At 74.7% G+C, this 15,837-nt stretch carries 15 protein-coding genes; 11 read left to right on the top strand and 4 right to left on the bottom strand.

Annotated elements, in window-relative coordinates:
* The 3 genes from ACI8AF_RS26875 to ACI8AF_RS26885 all read right to left on the bottom strand — a co-directional run.
* Positions 1-143: acyl-CoA dehydrogenase family protein (locus ACI8AF_RS26875; RefSeq protein WP_456542861.1), on the bottom strand; the 143-nt coding region annotated here is incomplete at its 3' end.
* A 10-nt stretch (positions 144-153) separates the two neighbouring features.
* Positions 154-672, bottom strand: a complete 519-nt coding sequence (gene purE, locus ACI8AF_RS26880; protein ID WP_456542847.1) for a 5-(carboxyamino)imidazole ribonucleotide mutase — start codon at positions 670-672, stop codon at positions 154-156.
* Positions 669-1,871, bottom strand: a complete 1,203-nt coding sequence (locus tag ACI8AF_RS26885) for a 5-(carboxyamino)imidazole ribonucleotide synthase (RefSeq protein WP_456542848.1) — start codon at positions 1,869-1,871, stop codon at positions 669-671. The genes purE and ACI8AF_RS26885 overlap by 4 nt, the downstream gene beginning before the upstream one ends.
* Positions 1,872-1,988: 117 nt before the next feature.
* Here ACI8AF_RS26885 and ACI8AF_RS26890 point away from each other — a divergent pair, with 117 nt between their 5' ends.
* The 11 genes from ACI8AF_RS26890 (at position 1,989) to ACI8AF_RS26940 (ending at position 14,231) form a co-directional block, all read left to right on the top strand.
* Positions 1,989-2,714 carry a class I SAM-dependent methyltransferase gene (locus tag ACI8AF_RS26890; protein WP_456542849.1) on the top strand — a complete coding sequence of 242 codons (726 nt, stop codon included), beginning with the start codon at positions 1,989-1,991 and terminating at the stop codon, positions 2,712-2,714.
* Positions 2,715-2,756: 42 nt separating this feature from the next.
* Positions 2,757-3,287 carry a GtrA family protein gene (locus ACI8AF_RS26895; protein ID WP_456542850.1) on the top strand — a complete coding sequence of 177 codons (531 nt, stop codon included), beginning with the start codon at positions 2,757-2,759 and terminating at the stop codon, positions 3,285-3,287.
* Positions 3,288-3,468: 181 nt separating this feature from the next.
* Complete coding sequence (locus tag ACI8AF_RS26900) at positions 3,469-4,758, top strand: glycosyltransferase family 2 protein (protein WP_456542851.1); 1,290 nt, start codon at positions 3,469-3,471, stop codon at positions 4,756-4,758.
* A 184-nt stretch (positions 4,759-4,942) separates the two neighbouring features.
* A complete protein-coding gene (locus tag ACI8AF_RS26905; RefSeq protein ID WP_456542852.1) occupies positions 4,943-5,923 on the top strand; it encodes a class II aldolase/adducin family protein in 981 nt (326 codons plus the stop codon).
* On the top strand, positions 5,920-7,596 hold the full coding sequence (locus ACI8AF_RS26910; RefSeq protein ID WP_456542853.1) for an NTP transferase domain-containing protein: 1,677 nt from the start codon (positions 5,920-5,922) through the stop codon (positions 7,594-7,596). The genes ACI8AF_RS26905 and ACI8AF_RS26910 overlap by 4 nt, the downstream gene beginning before the upstream one ends.
* Positions 7,593-8,012: a GtrA family protein gene (locus ACI8AF_RS26915; protein WP_456542854.1), complete on the top strand. Its 420-nt coding sequence runs from the start codon at positions 7,593-7,595 to the stop codon at positions 8,010-8,012. The genes ACI8AF_RS26910 and ACI8AF_RS26915 overlap by 4 nt, the downstream gene beginning before the upstream one ends.
* The gene (locus ACI8AF_RS26920; protein WP_456542855.1) at positions 7,993-8,736 is read left to right on the top strand and encodes a glycosyltransferase family 2 protein; all 744 of its coding nucleotides are present in this window, start codon (positions 7,993-7,995) and stop codon (positions 8,734-8,736) included. Before ACI8AF_RS26915 ends, ACI8AF_RS26920 begins: the two co-directional genes overlap by 20 nt.
* Entirely contained in the window at positions 8,733-9,350 is a 618-nt protein-coding gene (locus ACI8AF_RS26925; protein WP_456542856.1) for a hypothetical protein, read from the top strand. Before ACI8AF_RS26920 ends, ACI8AF_RS26925 begins: the two co-directional genes overlap by 4 nt.
* On the top strand, positions 9,347-11,560 hold the full coding sequence (locus ACI8AF_RS26930) for a glycosyltransferase 87 family protein (RefSeq protein ID WP_456542857.1): 2,214 nt from the start codon (positions 9,347-9,349) through the stop codon (positions 11,558-11,560). The genes ACI8AF_RS26925 and ACI8AF_RS26930 overlap by 4 nt, the downstream gene beginning before the upstream one ends.
* A complete protein-coding gene (locus tag ACI8AF_RS26935) occupies positions 11,557-12,279 on the top strand; it encodes an HAD family hydrolase (RefSeq protein ID WP_456542858.1) in 723 nt (240 codons plus the stop codon). The genes ACI8AF_RS26930 and ACI8AF_RS26935 overlap by 4 nt, the downstream gene beginning before the upstream one ends.
* A complete protein-coding gene (locus ACI8AF_RS26940) occupies positions 12,276-14,231 on the top strand; it encodes a hypothetical protein (protein ID WP_456542859.1) in 1,956 nt (651 codons plus the stop codon). The genes ACI8AF_RS26935 and ACI8AF_RS26940 overlap by 4 nt, the downstream gene beginning before the upstream one ends.
* A 45-nt stretch (positions 14,232-14,276) precedes the next feature.
* On the opposite strand, the gene ACI8AF_RS26945 is transcribed toward ACI8AF_RS26940, so the two are convergent.
* A partial coding sequence (locus ACI8AF_RS26945) for an SbcC/MukB-like Walker B domain-containing protein (RefSeq protein ID WP_456542860.1) occupies positions 14,277-15,837 on the bottom strand: 1,561 nt, incomplete at its 5' end.

A 15,837-nucleotide genomic window follows, 5' to 3' on the forward strand; every position in this document is an offset into this window, starting at 1 on the left:
GCCTTCTGCGCCTCGATCGGGTAGCGCGAGTTCGCGTCGACGTCGGCGGCGTGCGGCGCGATCTCCCGCTCCGCGATGTCGCGGACCGCCTCCCGGATCGCCTCGTGCTCGTCGGTCAGCGCGTACAGCCCGTTGCTACCCACGGGTAGAAGGTTAGTCCCGGTGCTCCTCGTCGGCGCCGAACCGGGCCTGGAGCGCCGCGTCGCGGGCGAGCACCGACTCCGCCAGGTCGGCCTGGAACCGGGCCACCTCGGCGCGCAGCCGCTCGTCCCCGGCGGCGAGGATGCGGACGGCGAGCAGCCCCGCGTTGCGCCCGCCGCCGATGCTCACCGTGGCCACCGGCACCCCGGCGGGCATCTGCACGATGGACAGCAGGCTGTCCAGCCCGTCGAGGCGGTCCAGCGGCCGGGGCACGCCGATCACCGGCAGCGGGGTGGCCGCGGCGACCATGCCCGGCAGGTGCGCCGCTCCCCCGGCCCCGGCGACGATCACCCGCAGGCCGCGGCCGGCGGCGGACTCGGCGTACTCCAGCATCCGCCGGGGCGTCCGGTGGGCCGAGACGACGTGCGCCTCCCACGGGACCGCGAACTCGTCGAGCGCCGTGGCGGCCGGCTCCATGGTCGGCCAGTCGGAGTCGCTGCCCATCACGATGCCGACCAGCGGGTCGCTCACGCGTGCTCCTCCTCGAACGCGAACGCCGGGTCGACCACGCCGTCGGCCAGGTAGCGGGCCGCGGCGACGGCCCGGGCGCGGACCTCCTCCAGGTCGTCCCCGAGCGCGGTGACGTGGCCGAGCTTGCGGCCGGGCCGCTGCCCCTTGCCGTACCAGTGCAGCTTGACGTCGGGCCAGTGCGCCATGAAGTGGTGCACCCGCTCGTCGAGCCCCGGGCCGGTCCAGCCCGGGGCCGCCGCGGCGCCGCCGAGCACGTTGGCCATGACGACGACCGGTGCGGTCATCGCCGTCGAGCCCAGCGGGTAGTCGAGGACGGCGCGCAGGTGCTGCTCGAACTGACCGGTGCGGGCCCCCTCGATGGTCCAGTGCCCCGAGTTGTGCGGCCGCATCGCGAGCTCGTTGACCAGCACCCCGTCGGCGGTCTCGAACAGCTCGACGGCCAGCAGCCCCACCACGCCGAGCCGGTCGGCGATCCGGATGGCCAGCTCCTGGGCGGCGGTGGCCCGCGCCTCGCCGAGCCCGGGCGCCGGGGCGAGCACCTCGTGGCACACGCCGTCGCGCTGCACCGTCTCGACCACCGGCCACACCGCGACCTGGCCGAACGGCGAGCGGGCCACCTGCACGGCCAGCTCGCGCACCATCGGCACCCGCTCCTCGGCCAGCAGCGTGCCGTGCCGCTCGAGCAGCGCGGTGGCCGCGTCGGCGTCGTCCACCACGAAGACGCCCTTGCCGTCGTACCCGCCGCGGGGGGTCTTCAGCACGACGGGCCACCCGTTGGCGCCGGCGAAGTCGGCCACGCCCACCGGCGTGCTCACCTCGGCCCAGGCGGGCTGCGGCTCACCGGCGGCCGCGAGCGCGCGCCGCAGCACCAGCTTGTCCTGGGCGTGCACCAGCGCCGCGGGCCCGGGGGCGACGCGGTGCCCGGCGTCCTCCAGCGCCCGCAGGTGCTCGGTCGGGACGTGCTCGTGGTCGAAGGTGACCACGGTGGCGCCCTCGGCCACCCGTCGCAGGGCGTCGAGGTCGCGGTGGTCGCCGAGGACGACGTCGGCCGCGACGAGCGCCGCCGATTCCGCGGGGCCGGTGGACAGCACCCGCAGGGACTGCCCGAGCGCGATGGCCGCCTGGTGCGTCATGCGGGCCAGCTGCCCCCCGCCGACCATGGCCACCACCGGGAGCCCGTCGCCGCCTGCCTCGCGCATCGGCTGGAGCCTAGCCGCCCGGTGGTGGCCGACTCACGGCGCACCAGGGAGGATCACCGCGAGGCCGGGGGCGACGGACGTCCCGGGCCGGGCCGCGCGACGAGAGGGATCGACACGATGACGGCACCACGGCCGGTGACCGGGGACTCCGAGCTGCAGTCCCAGACGCTGGCGTCGGTGGCGCAGGCGGACAACTACCACCGGTGGCTGACCGACCTGGCACGGCCGCACCTGGGCGACCACCCGGTCGAGCTGGGCAGCGGCCTCGGCGACTACGCCGAGCGCTGGCTGGCCGGCGGCGTCCCGCGGATCACGGTGACCGAGGCCGACCCCAGCCGGCTCGACGTGCTGCGGCAGCGGTTCGCCGACCGGCCGGAGGTCCGGGTCCGGGCGATCGACGTCTTCTCCCCCGAGCCCGGCGACCACTCGGCGTACGTCGCGTTCAACGTGCTCGAGCACATCGAGGACCACGTCGGCGCGCTGCGGGCCGCCCACACGCTGCTGCGGCCGGGAGGCCGGGTGGTCATGTTCGTGCCGGCGTTCGCCTTCGCGATGTCCCGCTTCGACCGCGAGATCGGGCACGTCCGCCGGTACCGCCGCAAGGACCTCAGCGGCGCCATGACCGCCGCCGGGCTGGAGGTGCTGGAGTCCCGCTACGTCAACATGCCGGGCCTGCCGGCGTGGTTCGTGGCGATGCGGCTGCTCAAGCAGACGCCGGGCGAGCACGGCGGCCTCGCGGTGTGGGACCGCGTCGTCGTCCCGGCCGCGCGGTGGACCGAGGAGCGCGTCCGGGCGCCGTTCGGCCAGTCCGTGTTCGCCGTGGCGCGGGTCCCGGAGCGCTGAGACCCGTCCCGCGCCGGCCGTCCCCACGTACCGTGTGAGCCGATGAACCCGCGACGCGCCCTCCGAGACCGCGTCGGCGGCACGTGGCGGCTGCTGGTCAAGGAGCTCAGCGCCTTCGGGGTGGTGGGCGGTGTCACGTTCCTGCTCGACATCGGCCTGTTCCAGTTCCTCTACGCGCACGCCGGCGTCGACGCCGTCCTGGCCAAGCTGCTGTCGACGCTCGTGGCGATGACGGTGGCCTACGTCGGGCACCGCTACTGGTCGTTCTCGCACCGGGCCCGCACGGGCGTCCGCCGGGAGTACCTGCTCTTCGTGGCCGTCAACGTGGTCACGCTGCTGCTCGGCCTCGCCGTCGTCGCCTTCGTCCGCTACCCGCTCGGGCAGGAGGGCGCCCTCGTGCTGCAGGCGGCCAACCTCGGCTCGATCGCCCTCGGCACCCTGATCCGCTACCTGTCCTACCGGCGGTGGATCTTCCCGGCGCACCCCCCGGCGGCGCCGGCCGACGACGGCGACGCGCTGCGGCCGACGGGCGCGGTCGGGCCGGCCGGACCGCCTCCGGCGACCGCCGGCTGACCGGCCGGCGGCCCCGCCGGGGGGCGGCACGGCGGCGTCACGCTGCGTGAACATCACAGCGTGTCACCGCACGAACGGAGGAGCGCGGCACCACGTCCTGCACACCTGCCCCACCGCCCTCTACCGTGGCCTCGATGACAACCAGCTGTGAGCACGTCCAGGCACCGCTGCGGGGGGATCGATGACCACCGCCCGCCCGCACCCGACGCAGGCGGGGAGCCGCTTCGGCAACCACGTCGTCGACCCGGACGCCCCCAACGTGGCGATCGACCTCGATCCCACGACGGCGGTGGCCCCTGCGCCGCTCGATCCCGACACCTGCGAGCTGTCGGTCGTCCTGCCGTGCCTCAACGAGGCCGAGACGCTGGTGACCTGCATCCGCAAGGCGCAGGACTCGATGACCGCCCTGGGCATCGACGGCGAGGTCGTCGTCGCCGACAACGGCTCCACCGACGGCTCCCAGGAGCTCGCCCGCGCGGCCGGCGCCCGGGTCGTGCACGTCGACCGCCGTGGCTACGGCGCCGCGCTGCAGGGTGGGATCGCCGCCGCCCGCGGTGAGTTCGTGATCATGGCCGACGCCGACGACAGCTACGCGCTCGACGACATCGGCGGCTTCGTCGAGGAGCTGCGCGCGGGCGCCGACCTGGTGATGGGCAACCGCTTCCGCGGCGGCATCGAGCGCGGCGCCATGCCCTTCCTGCACCGGTACCTCGGCAACCCGGTGCTGTCGTGGGCCGGCCGCCGGTTCTTCCGCGTGCCGATCGGCGACTTCCACTGCGGGATGCGCGCCTTCCGCCGCGACCGCGTGGTGGCGCTGGGCCTGCAGACCGACGGCATGGAGTTCGCCAGCGAGATGGTCGTGCGGGCCGGGCTGACCGGTCTGCGCATCGCCGAGGTGCCCACGGTGCTGCGCCCCGACGGCCGCAGCCGGGCCCCGCACCTCAACACCTGGCGCGACGGCTGGCGCCACCTGCGCTTCCTCCTGGCGCTGAGCCCCCGGTGGTTCCTGCTCTACCCGGGCCTGGCCCTCACCGTCCTGGGCGCCCTCGGCCTGGTCACGCTCGCCGTGGACAACCTGACCGTGGGTGCGCTCACCTTCGGGGTGCACACCATGCTGGCGTTCGCGACGGCGGTGGTCGTCGGCCTCCAGGTGACCGGTGTCGCGGCCATCTCCCGGTACTACGCCTGGCGGCTGGGGCTGCTGCCGCAGAGCCCCCGCCTGGAGAAGTGGATCCAGCGCACCACGCTCGAGCGGGGGCTGGTGGCCGGGCTGGTGTGCGCGGTGGCCGGCATCAGCTGCTTCGTCGCCGCGCTGGTCAAGTGGGGCTCGACCGGCTTCGGCACCCTCGACCCGGTGCAGACGATGCAGGTGCCGATCCTCGGCATGGTGCTCATCGTCGGCGGGGTCCAGCTGGTGCTGGTGGGCTTCCTGGCCAGCCTGAGCGAGATGCGGCCCACCGCGACCGCCTGAGCCCGGCCCCGGCGGCGCGAGGCGGACCCATCCGTCACGTCTGACCTCGCGAGTACCACGCCCCCCAACCACACCCCGCGCTCGGCAACCGTCCGGGTACCGTGTGTGAAGCCGCCACACGATCGGGTGACGCGCGCGGGGGAACGATCGGGCCTTGCCCGCGCCTCGCCGCGGGGAAGTAGACATGCACGTCCACCAGCGACACACCCCCACCGAGCTGTCCGACCTCGTCGACCTCTGCGTGCGCCTGGGTGCCGACCTCCGCCTGGTGCAGGGCGCGGGGGGCAACCTCTCCCTGAAGCGCGACGGCGTCCTGTGGATCAAGGCCTCGGGGACCCGGCTCGGCGAGGCGGCGGAGAAGGAAGTCTTCGTCCCGATGGACGAGGCCGCCACCCGCGAGGCCGTCCTCACGACCGAGGCGCTGGCCCCCTACGTCCTGCCCGAGGCACGCACGTCGGGGCTGCGGCCCAGCATCGAGACCGCGCTGCACGTGCTCCTGCCGCACCGCGTGGTGGCGCACGTGCACGGCGTGGGGACGATCGCGGCGGGCCTGTCGCAGGACGTCGCGCAGGCGGTGGCCGGGCTGCCGGACACCGTCGACACGATCGTGGTGCCCTACGCCAAGCCGGGCATCGAGCTGGCCCGGGCGGTGCTGGCGGCGACGCAGGACCGGCTCGACGCCGACCGACCGGTGGTCCTGGTCCTGCGCAACCACGGCCTGGTGGTGGGCACCGGCACCAGCGCCGAGGCGGGCGACCTGCTGGACCGGGTGGAGAGCGCGCTGCGCACGTCCGGCGCCCCGCAGCTCGACCTGTCCGGCACCGGCCCGCTGTGCCCGTGCGGCACCCTCGACGAGGCGGCCGCCACGGTGCTGTGCGCCGGCGCGCTGACCCCCGACTCCGCGGTCTTCCTCGGGCCCGCGCCGTTCGCCCGGATCGAGGCCGGACCGGCGCCGGCCGTGTCCGCGTCGGCCGGCTTCGTCGCCGCCGACGGGTCGGTCTGGCTGCGCCCGGACCTCGGGGACGACGAGCGCGAGATCGCGGCGAGCCTCGTGGACGTGGCCCGTCAGGTGCGCGGGACCGCCGTCACCACCCTGTCCACCGCTCAGATCGACGAGCTGATCAACTGGGAGGCCGAGAAGTGGCGACGTCAGAACAAGCGGTGAAGCCGCTCCTCGTCATCCCGATGACCGGCATCAGCGCCCGGTTCACCGCCGCGGGGTACGACCGGCCCAAGTTCCTCCTCGAGACCGACGGGCAGCTGGTCATCGACCACGTCGTCGACATGTACCCCGGCTGGGACGACGTCGTCTTCATCTGCAACGGGCTGCACCTCGACGACCCGCGCTTCGACCTCGAGGCCCACCTGCTCCGCCGCCGTCCGGGTGCCGTCGTGGTCCGGGTGGACGGGCCGGGCCTCGGGCCGGGCGACGCGGTCCTGCGGGCCGCCGACCACATCCCGGCCGACCGCCCGGTCGTGGTCAACTACTGCGACTTCGCCGCCTACCAGGACAGCGACCTGCTCGCCGAGCGGCTGGGCAGCGGCGAGGTCGACGGGGTCATCCCCTGCTACACCGGCCGGCACCCGCACATGGCCCACTCGACGTCCTACGCGTACGTGCGCATGGCCGGCGACCGCGTGCTCGACATCCAGGAGAAGCAGCCCTGGACCGACGACCCGCTGTCGGAGTTCGCCTCCAGCGGGACCTACGGCTTCGCCTCCGGTCGGCTGCTGCTGGACTCCCTGCGGCAGCAGGTCGAGGAGGAGCACCTGCTCAAGGGCGAGTACTACCTCAGCCTCACCTACAAGCCGCTGCTGGCCCGCGGCGGGCGGGTCGAGGTGCTCGAGCTGCAGCACTTCATGCAGTGGGGCACGCCGCAGGACTTCGAGGAGTACCGCGAGGCCAGCCGTGCCGTGGCGGCCTGGACCGGCCCGCGGGTGCTGCCCTCCGACCGCCTCACCGCGCCCAGCGCGCGGGTGCTGCTCGCCTCCGGGGCCGGTCAGCGCTTCCGCGACGCGGGGTACGACCTGCCGAAGCCCGCGCTGCCGCTGTCCGGGCGCCCCGTCCTCGACCACGCCCTCGCCGGGCTCCCCGGGGGCGACACCGTCCTGGTGACCCGCCGGGATCTCGCCGACCACGGCGTCGTGGCCACCCTGGCCGAGCAGGTCGGGGCCCGGCTGGTGTCCCTGCCCGGGCTGACCCAGGGGCAGGCGGAGTCCGCCCTGCGGGGCCTGGAGGCCGTGGCCGACGACGTGCCGGTGAGCGTCGGCGCCTGCGACGCGCTGCCCACGATCAGCCAGGACGCGTTCGACCGCGCGCTCGCGGCCGCCGGACCGGACGGCCTCGTCGTGTGGCTGGCGCGGCCCTACCACGCCGCCGCGCGCAAGCCCGGCCAGTACGGTTGGGCGGCGGTCGACGACGCCGGCCTGGTCACGGCCAGCTGGCTCAAGGCGGCGCCGGAGGACCCGTCCGCCGGCGTCATGATCGGGACGTTCACCTTCGGCTCGCGCGACGGCGGCCGCCGGCACATCGAGTCGCTGATGGCCGACGACGAGCGGATCAACGGCGAGTTCTACCTCGACAGCCTGGTCCGCCGGGTCGCGGCCGCCGGCCTGCCCGTGGTGGGCCTGGTCGTCGAGACGTTCAGCTCGGTGGGGACGCCGGCCGAGTACGAGGCGCTGCGCTACTGGCAGTCGTGCTTCCACAAGTGGGTGCACCACCCGTACGCCCTGGCCGCCGACCCGATGGTCGCCCCGGCGGACCGGGCCCGCCTCGACGCCGGGTTCCGCACGTTCCGGCGGGCGTCGACCGCGGAGCCAGCGGCGCTGGTGCCGTGACCAACCGGGAGGCGGCCGCGTCGCTGCTGCGCTTCCTCGTCGTGGGCGGCACCGCGGTCCTCGTCGACGCGGCCGCGTACGCCGCGTTCGTCTGGGCCGGCACACCGGTCGACCCCGCCAAGGCCCTCGGCTTCGCCGTGGGCGCCGTCTTCGCCTACGTGGCGAACTGGCGGTTCACCTTCGGTGCCCGGCGCAGCCGCTGGAGCGAGCTGCTCTTCGTGCTCGTCTACGCCGTCGCCCTCGGCCTCAACGTCACCGCCAACGCGGCGATCCGCGGCTGGCTGGGCGACGACGGGACCGGGACGACCCTCGCGTTCCTGGGCGCGACCGCCCTCTCGGCGGCGTGGAACTTCGTCGGCATGTCCCTGTTCGTGTTCCGCAGGAAGGAGCCGGTCCTTGAGCGCGCCGAGCGGTGAGACCACGGGCGGCGAGCCCGCCTTCTCCCTCGTCATCCCCTGCTACAACGAGTCCGCCGGCCTGCCCGAGCTCGTCCGCCGGTGCGCCTACGTCGCCGCCGAGGGCCGGGGCGAGGTGATCCTGGTCGACAACGGCTCGACCGACGACACCGCGGCCGTCCTCGAGGCGCTGCTCGGCCCGCTCGACGGGCCGGGGTCCGACGGCGTGCGGTGGGTCCGGGTCCCGACCAACCAGGGCTACGGCTTCGGCATCACCAGCGGCCTGGCCGCCGCCCGGGCCCCGATCGTGGGCTGGACCCACGCCGACCTGCAGACCGACCCGGCCGACGTGCTGCGGGCCCTGCCCCTGTTCGGCGACTCGACGGCGCCGGTGATGGTGAAGGGGCGACGGTACGGGCGCCCGGTCGCCGACCGCGTCTTCACCGCCGGCATGTCGGTGTTCGAGACCGCCCTGCTGCGCCGCCCGCTGCGCGACATCAACGCGCAGCCCACGCTGTTCTCCCGCGAGCTGCTCGACGCGTGGGGCGAGCCGCCCCGGGACTTCTCCCTCGACCTGTTCGCCCTCTACTCCGCCAGCCGCCTCGGTTACGAGGTCCGCCGGCTCCCGGTCGTCTTCGCCCCCCGCAAGCACGGCGTCTCGAGCTGGAACACCGACCTGGCCGCGAAGCGGCGGTTCATCCGCCGGACCCTGGACTTCAGCCTCGAGCTCCGGAAGTCGCTGTGACCCTCATCTGCGCCCACCGCGTCAACGAGCCGGCGGCGCTCCGGGAGGTGCCCACCGAGTTCGGCGTCGAGATCGACCTGCACGCCGACGGCGACCGGCTGGTCCTGGTGCACGACCCCTTCCTCAGCGGCCCCGACTTCGTCGAGTGGCTCGACTCCTACCGCCACCGCTTCATCGTGCTGAACACGAAGGAGGAGGGGCTGGAGGCCCGCGTCTCCGCGCTGCTGGCCGAGCGCGGGATCGAGGAGTGGGCCTTCCTCGACCAGTCGTTCCCGTTCCTGGTCCGGACGCTGCGCGGCGGCGAGACCCGGTCCATGGTGCGGATCTCCGAGTACGAGTCGGTCGAGACCGCCCTCGCGCTGGACCCCCGGCCGGACTGGGTGTGGGTGGACTCCTTCACCGGGCGCTGGCCGCGGGCCGGGGATCTCGCCCGCCTCGTGGCGCACGGCTTCCGGCTCATGGTGGTGAGCCCGGAGCTGCAGGGCCGCTCCCTCGACGAGGAGCTGCCGGTCGTCGCGGAGCTCTTCGAGACCGCCGGGATCCCGCTGCACGGGGTGTGCACCAAGCGGCCCGACGCCTGGAACCGACCGGAGGCACCGTGGTGGGTGGCGTGACGGAGCAGCTCGGCCTGGACCGCCCCCGGGCCGAGCGGGAGCGGATCGCCCCGGTCGAGAACCTGCGCCCCCGTCCCCGGCTGCCGCGCGAGCCGCGCCCCAGGCGGACCGTCGGCGGCTACGGGCTGCGCGCCCTCGCCCGGCCGCGCGCCCTGCTGCTGGGCTCCGGTCTGCTCCTGCGGATCGCCCTCCTGCTCCTGCTCGTCCCGAAGATCCACACCGCCTGGTTCGTCCCCTTCTTCGAGGCGACCCTGAGCTCCCCGTCGTGGGACCCGTGGCAGACGTTCCTGGACGCGGGCGGGAACTCCGGCGCGTTCCCGTACGGGCCGGTGATGGTCACCTGGTTCGGGTTCTGGGCGCTGCTGACCAGCTGGCTGCCGGGCTCGTGGGGCATCCAGCTGGGCATCGGCCTGGGCGTCCTCGTCGCGGAGCTGGTCCTCTGGCGCATCGTGGGCGGCTGGCGGCGCGAGTCGTCCCGGGCGGCGCAGGCGCTCGTGGCGCTCTCCCCGGTGGTCCTCTACGCCTCGTACGTGCACGGCCAGCTGGACGTCGTGCCGGCGGCGCTGATGTTCGCCGCCGCGGTGCTGCTGCGGGACCGGCGCTGGTTCGCCGCGGGCCTGCTGGGGGGACTCGCCGTCGCGGCCAAGTTCTCCTCGGCGCTGTTCCCCCCGCTGGTGCTGCTCTTCCTGCTCCGCAACGCCCGCTTCCGCGAGCACACCGGCGCCTTCGTGGCCGGTCTGCTCCCCGGCCTGGCGCTCACGCTCCTGCCCGTGCTGCTCCCCGGCTACCGCGAGATGGTGGTCCTGACCCCGACGAGCGAGTCGGTCTTCGCCTACGCGGTCGACCTGGGACCGGGGCTGACCCTCGTCGTCCTGCCGGTGGTGTACGTCGCCCTGGCCGGGGTGCTGTACCGGTTCAAGCGCGGCAACCCCGACCTGGTCGTGCTCATCGGCGGGATGATGCTGACCGCGGTGCCGCTGCTGACGCCGGCCGGCCCCGGTTGGTACGTCTGGTCGGTGCCGTTCCTGGCCGTGTTCGCCGCGTGGCTCGGACGGCAGGCCGTCGCGGCCGTGTGGCTGTTCTGGGCGGTGGCGACCGCCGCCCTGGCCCTGCGCGCCTCCGCCGCCACCTGGCGTGGCTCGGCCGACGCGATCTCCGCGGAGGACTTCCGCGAGGTCGGCAACTTCGTCGGCGACAGCGCGGCGGGGACCACCGGTGCGGTGCTGTCCACCGTGACCGTCGTCCTCGGGCTCCTCGTGCTGGTCATGGTCTTCCGCCGCGCCCGCCCGCGCCTGGACATGTACCGCATGAGCGGCTCCCCCCTGTCGGTGACGATCGCCGGGGACAGCGGCACGGGCAAGGACACGCTCTGCATCTCGCTGGCCAACGTCTTCGGCGAGAGCGCCACGTCGTTCCTGATGGGCGACGACTACCACCTCTACGACCGCAAGGCGCCCCTGTGGCAGGTGACCACCCACCTCCACCCCGCGGCGAACGACCTGCCCACGATGAACCGCGACGCCCTGCAGCTGATGCGCGGCAAGCCGGTGTGGGCGGTGCACTACGACCACAGCCGCGGCCGCTTCACCAAGCAGCGGCCGATCCGCCAGCGGGAGCTCGTCGTCGTCAACGGCCTGCACGCGCTCACCTCGGCCGAGGTGCGGCGCACCGCGGACCTGAGCGTCTTCACCTCGATGGACGAGCGGCTGCGGCGCCAGCTCAAGATCAACCGGGACGTCGGCGAGCGGGGGCACTCCCTGTCGGCGGTGGTGGCCTCGATCGAGCGCCGCTACCCGCACGCCCGCCAGTTCATCGAGCCGCAGGCCGACCTCGCCGACGTCGTCTTCCGCCTGGAGCCGGTCCGTCCCCTGCCCGAGGAGGAGTCGGTCACCTCGGGCCCCATCCCGATGTCGCTGCTGGCCACGCTGCGCGGCGTGTCCTTCGGCGAGCGCCTGCAGCGCGCGTTGATCTCCGTCGGCGGGTGCTCGGCCTGGATCGAGTACATGGACACCCCGGGCGCCGTCCGCCTGGTGGTGCACCCGGAGGACCTCACGCCCGCCGATACCGCAGGCATCGCCCGGTCGCTCATCGAGCGGCCGGAGGAACTGTTCACCGACGCCCCGGTCTGGCTCGGCAAGAGCCGCGGGGTCATGCAGCTGATCGTGGTACTCGCGCTGCTGGAACGCAGGAAGGACCGGCCCAAGCCGTGACCGACGCACCGACCCTGGTGGTCTTCGACCTGGACGACACCCTCTACCCGTACGAGCCGTGCGACCGCGCCGGCAAGGAGGCGCTGTTCCGCTTCGCCAGCGACGAGCTCGGTGTCAAGGCCCCCGCCTTCGCCGACGCGTACGCGCAGGCGCGGGTCAACGTGAAGGAGCGGCTGGGCGACACCGCGAGCAGCCACAGCCGGCTGCTGTACTGCCACGAGGCCCTGGAGCTGATCGGCCTGCGCAGCGAGCCGCAGGTCGCCCTGGTGATGGAGCAGGAGTACTGGCGCAACTACCTGCTGGCCATGCAGCTGCGGCCCGGCGTGGTCGAGCTGCTGCAGTCGCTGCGGTACAACGACGTGGCCACCGCCGTCGTCACCGACCTGACCGCGCAGATCCAGTTCCGCAAGCTGTACCACCTGGACATCGCCAAGCTCATCGACCACGTGGTGTGCTCCGAGGAGACCGCGCAGGAGAAGGCCTCGCTGCAGCCCTTCCGGCTGCTGGCCAGCCGCGTCGCGCCGTCGGCGCTCGAGTGCGTCTGGTTCGTCGGCGACCGCGACTTCGACGCCCCGGTCGACGCGCTGGTCGAGCAGGGCGTGATCAAGGACGGGCGCGGCTTCGTGCACGGCGCCTCCCCGCAGGAGCACGTGCAGCCGTGGCGGAGCTTCCGGGAGATCGAGCAGCAGCTCGAACGTGCCGTGGCCGGGCAGCCGTGACCCTCCCGCACCCGCCGGTCCGCCGTCGGGACACCGACGCCGGGCCCTCCGGCGCGGTCGCCGTCCGGGCCGAGCACGAGGCCCACGACGCCACGGGCCCGATCGACCGTCCGCCGACGGGCCGTCCCGAGCCCGCCGCCAACCGGCGGACCCCGGCGTCCCGGATCCGCGGTGTCGGCGCGGTCCTCGAGCGCGCCCGCCGGCACGCCTTCCCGCCGGACGACGGCGACGACCGCGGCCCGGCGCCGGCCCGCGTCCTCTTCGCGCTGGCGGCCACGTTCTACGTCGTCCACCAGCTGCTGACCCACGGCCGCATGATCCTCGGCGGTTCCATGTGGGCCGAGATGGGGACGAACTACTACGTCGCGGCCACGTCCGGCTCCCTGCGGGAGCAGCTGTTCACCCCCGACGCGGGCTACCTGCCGCTCCCCCAGCGGCTGATCGGCCTGCTGGGTGCGGAGCTCGGCGTCCCCGCCTGGTCGGTCCCCTACTTCTACACCGGTTCGGCGCTCGTCCTGTCGGGCCTGCTCCTCGGCTCGGTCTGCCTGCCCGCCTTCCGGCAGGTGATCGCGAGCGACTGGCTGCGGTTCCTCCTCGCCCTGGCCCTCGTGCTCGTCCCCGAGTTCCAGACCCGCACCTACATCAACTTCACGTACTTCGCGGTCGTCTTCGCCGCGATGGTGACCGCGCTGGCGCTGGTCTCCCGCGACCGGCAGGTGCCCCGGTACGCGTGGCTGCTCCCGCTGCTGCTGGTGTCGAAGCCCGGCGTCCTGGCCGTGCTGCCGGCCATGGTGGTCGTCGCGCTCGTCAGCGGCCGGCGGTTCCGCCTGGTCGTGCTGGCCTCGCTGGTCGGTGCCGCCGTCCAGGGGCTCCGCCTCGCCACGAGCGTCACCACCGGCTCCAGCCTCCTGCAGGACACCGACGCCGGGCTCGCGACGAAGGTCTACGCGACGCTGAAGTACTTCTTCGGCCTCCTCGGCCGGCTGCTGCTCGGCCCCGCCCAGACCCTCGGCCCCCTCCCCTGGATGCTGATCGGCCTGGTGGTCGTCCTCGCCACGGTGGCCGCGGCGGTGTTCCTGCGCAGCCGGGGCACGGGGCTCGCGCTCATCGGCATCAGCCTCGTGCTCTTCACGATGCTGATCAACGCGTTCACGTTCAGCGCGGTCTTCACCCCCGACCTGAACATGCTCGGGATCGCGGGGTTCGACCGCCGGTACGTCGTCGGGGTCTTCGGGCTGTTCTTCGTGGTGGCGGGACTGATCGCCGCTCTGGTCGAGTCGCCGCGGACGGCGGCCGTGGTCCAGCGGCTCCCCCGGCGGGTGGGGGGCGCGGCCCTGCGCCGGGTCGGCGCCGTGCTGGCCGCCGCGTCCTTCGCGCTCTGGTTCGTCTCGGCGCACTGGCACAGCTACAGCGCCACGGTCAACCAGCCCTTCGGGCCGCCCGTGGCCGACGTCTCCCAGTGGACGGAGATGGCTCCGTCGCTGGCCGCCGGGGACCCGGTCGTCTGCGTGCCGCTGGACCCGTTCGGCTGGATGTACGGCCGCGACTGCGAGGTCCTCGACGCGGCGGGCGTGACGCCCATGTGGTGGGGCTGGGCGGAGCTGCCGGACGAGGTCGACGGGCAGCCGGCGGTGACCGTGGAGACACCGGACGGCGTCCGCGAGGGGCGGCTGGCCTCCGTCGCCCTCATGGTCCGCCCCGACCCCGGGCTGCGGCAGGTGACGGGGACCGCGGTGCTCACGACGGGACACGGGGAGACCACCGAGCTGTCGGCGGCGGCCGAGGTGGGGCCCTCCGGTGGCCTGCTGCAGTTCACCTCGCGACCGGTCGACCCGATCACCGACGTCGAGTCCGTGACGTTCGTCCTGGACCAGACCGCCACCGTCGGATCGGCCGCGCCCGAGGACGCCACCACGGCCATCGTCCTGTGGATGGGCCAGCCGGGAGAGTGAGGTCGGGGCGGGCGGTCCGACGCCGCCCGCCCCGGCGCCGCTGCCTCAGCCGGCGAGCCGGGAGCCGTTCCGCCCGGCCAGCACCTCCACCCGGGTGGGGATCCGCAGCTTCAGCTCCTCGACGTGGCTGATCACGCCCACGGTGCGCCCGCCGCGCCGCAGCTCGTCGAGGACGGTCATCACCGCGTCGAGCGCCTGCGCGTCGAGGGTGCCGAAGCCCTCGTCGACGAACAGCGTGTCGATCTGCACGCCGCCGGTCTCGGCGGTGACGACGTCGGCCAGCCCGAGGGCGAGGGCGAGCGAGGCCATGAAGCTCTCCCCGCCGGACAGGGTCTTGGTCGGCCGGCGCACCCCGGTGTACTCGTCCAGCACGTCGAGCCCCAGGCCGCCGCGGGCGCCGTGCCGGCCCTGCGCGTCGCTGTGCACGAACGTGTACCGGCCGTTCGACATCTCGAGCAGCCGCCGGCTGGCCACGTCGGCGACCTGCTCGAGCCGGCCGGCCAGCACGAAGGACTGCAACCGCATCCGCAGGGCGTTCGCCCCGCGGCCGTTGACCAGGTCGGCCAGGGCACCCACCTGCTCGGCACGGGCGCGCCGGTGCTGCAGGTCGATCTCGGCGGCGGTCAGGTCGCCGGCCAGGTCGGCCAGCGCGCGGGCGCAGCGGCCGGCCCGGTCGCGGGCGGCGACGGCGTCCTCCCGCCGGGCGGTCGTCCCGGCGCAGCGCCGCTCGAGCGCGGCGACGTCGGGCAGCGGCCCGAGGTCGGCCAGCTCGGGATCGGCCAGGACCCGCTCGGTGGCCGCGAGCGCGCGCTCGTGCTCGTCGATCCGGCGGTCCAGGGCGGCGAGCGCGCCGGCCTCCAGCAGGGCACCGGCGGCCTCGGCCAGGCCGGGGAAGCCGGTCTCGCCGACCCGTCGCTGCGCCGTCGCCCGCGCGGTGTCGGCGTCGGTGCGCGCCCGCAGCTCGGCGACCTCGGCCTCGAGCGCCGCCTCGCAGCGCTCCGCCGCCGTGGTCAGCCGCCGGGCCCGCGCGGCCAGGTCGGCGTCCTCGCCGCGCGCCTCGTCCAGCTTGGCGACCAGCTCGTCGAGCACCGCCGCCCGGGCGGCGCGCTCGGCCGTGCGGGCCTGCAGCCGCTCCCGGTCGGCGGCGAGCCGGTCGGTCGCCGCCGCGTGCTCGGCCTCGAGGGCCGCCAGCCCGCGACGCAGCTCGTCGACGCGGCGGGCCGCGGCCCGGGTGGCGTCGCGCCGGTCGGCGGAAGCGGCGGCGGCGGTGGTGAGGTCGGCGACCGGCCGCTCGCCGGACCGTTCGCCCAGGACGGCGAGCTCGCGCTCCAGCTCCTCGACGGCCTGGCCGGCCGCTGCCGCGGCCTGCTCGGCGGCGTCCACCGCCGCGCGGGCGGCGTCCTCGTCGGCCGCCGTGACCAGCGGACCGCTGCCCACGGCCGGCCGCGGGTGCTCGCGGCCGCCGCAGACGGGGCAGTCGGTCCCGGGCACCAGGCCGGCGGCGAGCTCGGCGGCCATGCCGTCCAGCCGCCGGCCGCGCACCTCGACCAGCCGTTCCCGGGCGCCCAGCCACTCCTCGCGGGCGTCCGCGGCCCGCCGGCGGGCC

The organism is Blastococcus sp. SYSU D00669 (assembly GCF_054050715.1).

Coding starts and splice junctions, on each gene's coding strand:
- ACI8AF_RS26900 (WP_456542851.1), top strand. CDS start 3,469: ATGACCACCGCCCGCCCGCACCCGACGCAGGCGGGGAGCCGCTTCGGC.
- ACI8AF_RS26905 (WP_456542852.1), top strand. CDS start 4,943: ATGCACGTCCACCAGCGACACACCCCCACCGAGCTGTCCGACCTCGTC.
- ACI8AF_RS26895 (WP_456542850.1), top strand. CDS start 2,757: ATGAACCCGCGACGCGCCCTCCGAGACCGCGTCGGCGGCACGTGGCGG.
- ACI8AF_RS26885 (WP_456542848.1), bottom strand. CDS start 1,871: ATGCGCGAGGCAGGCGGCGACGGGCTCCCGGTGGTGGCCATGGTCGGC.
- ACI8AF_RS26890 (WP_456542849.1), top strand. CDS start 1,989: ATGACGGCACCACGGCCGGTGACCGGGGACTCCGAGCTGCAGTCCCAG.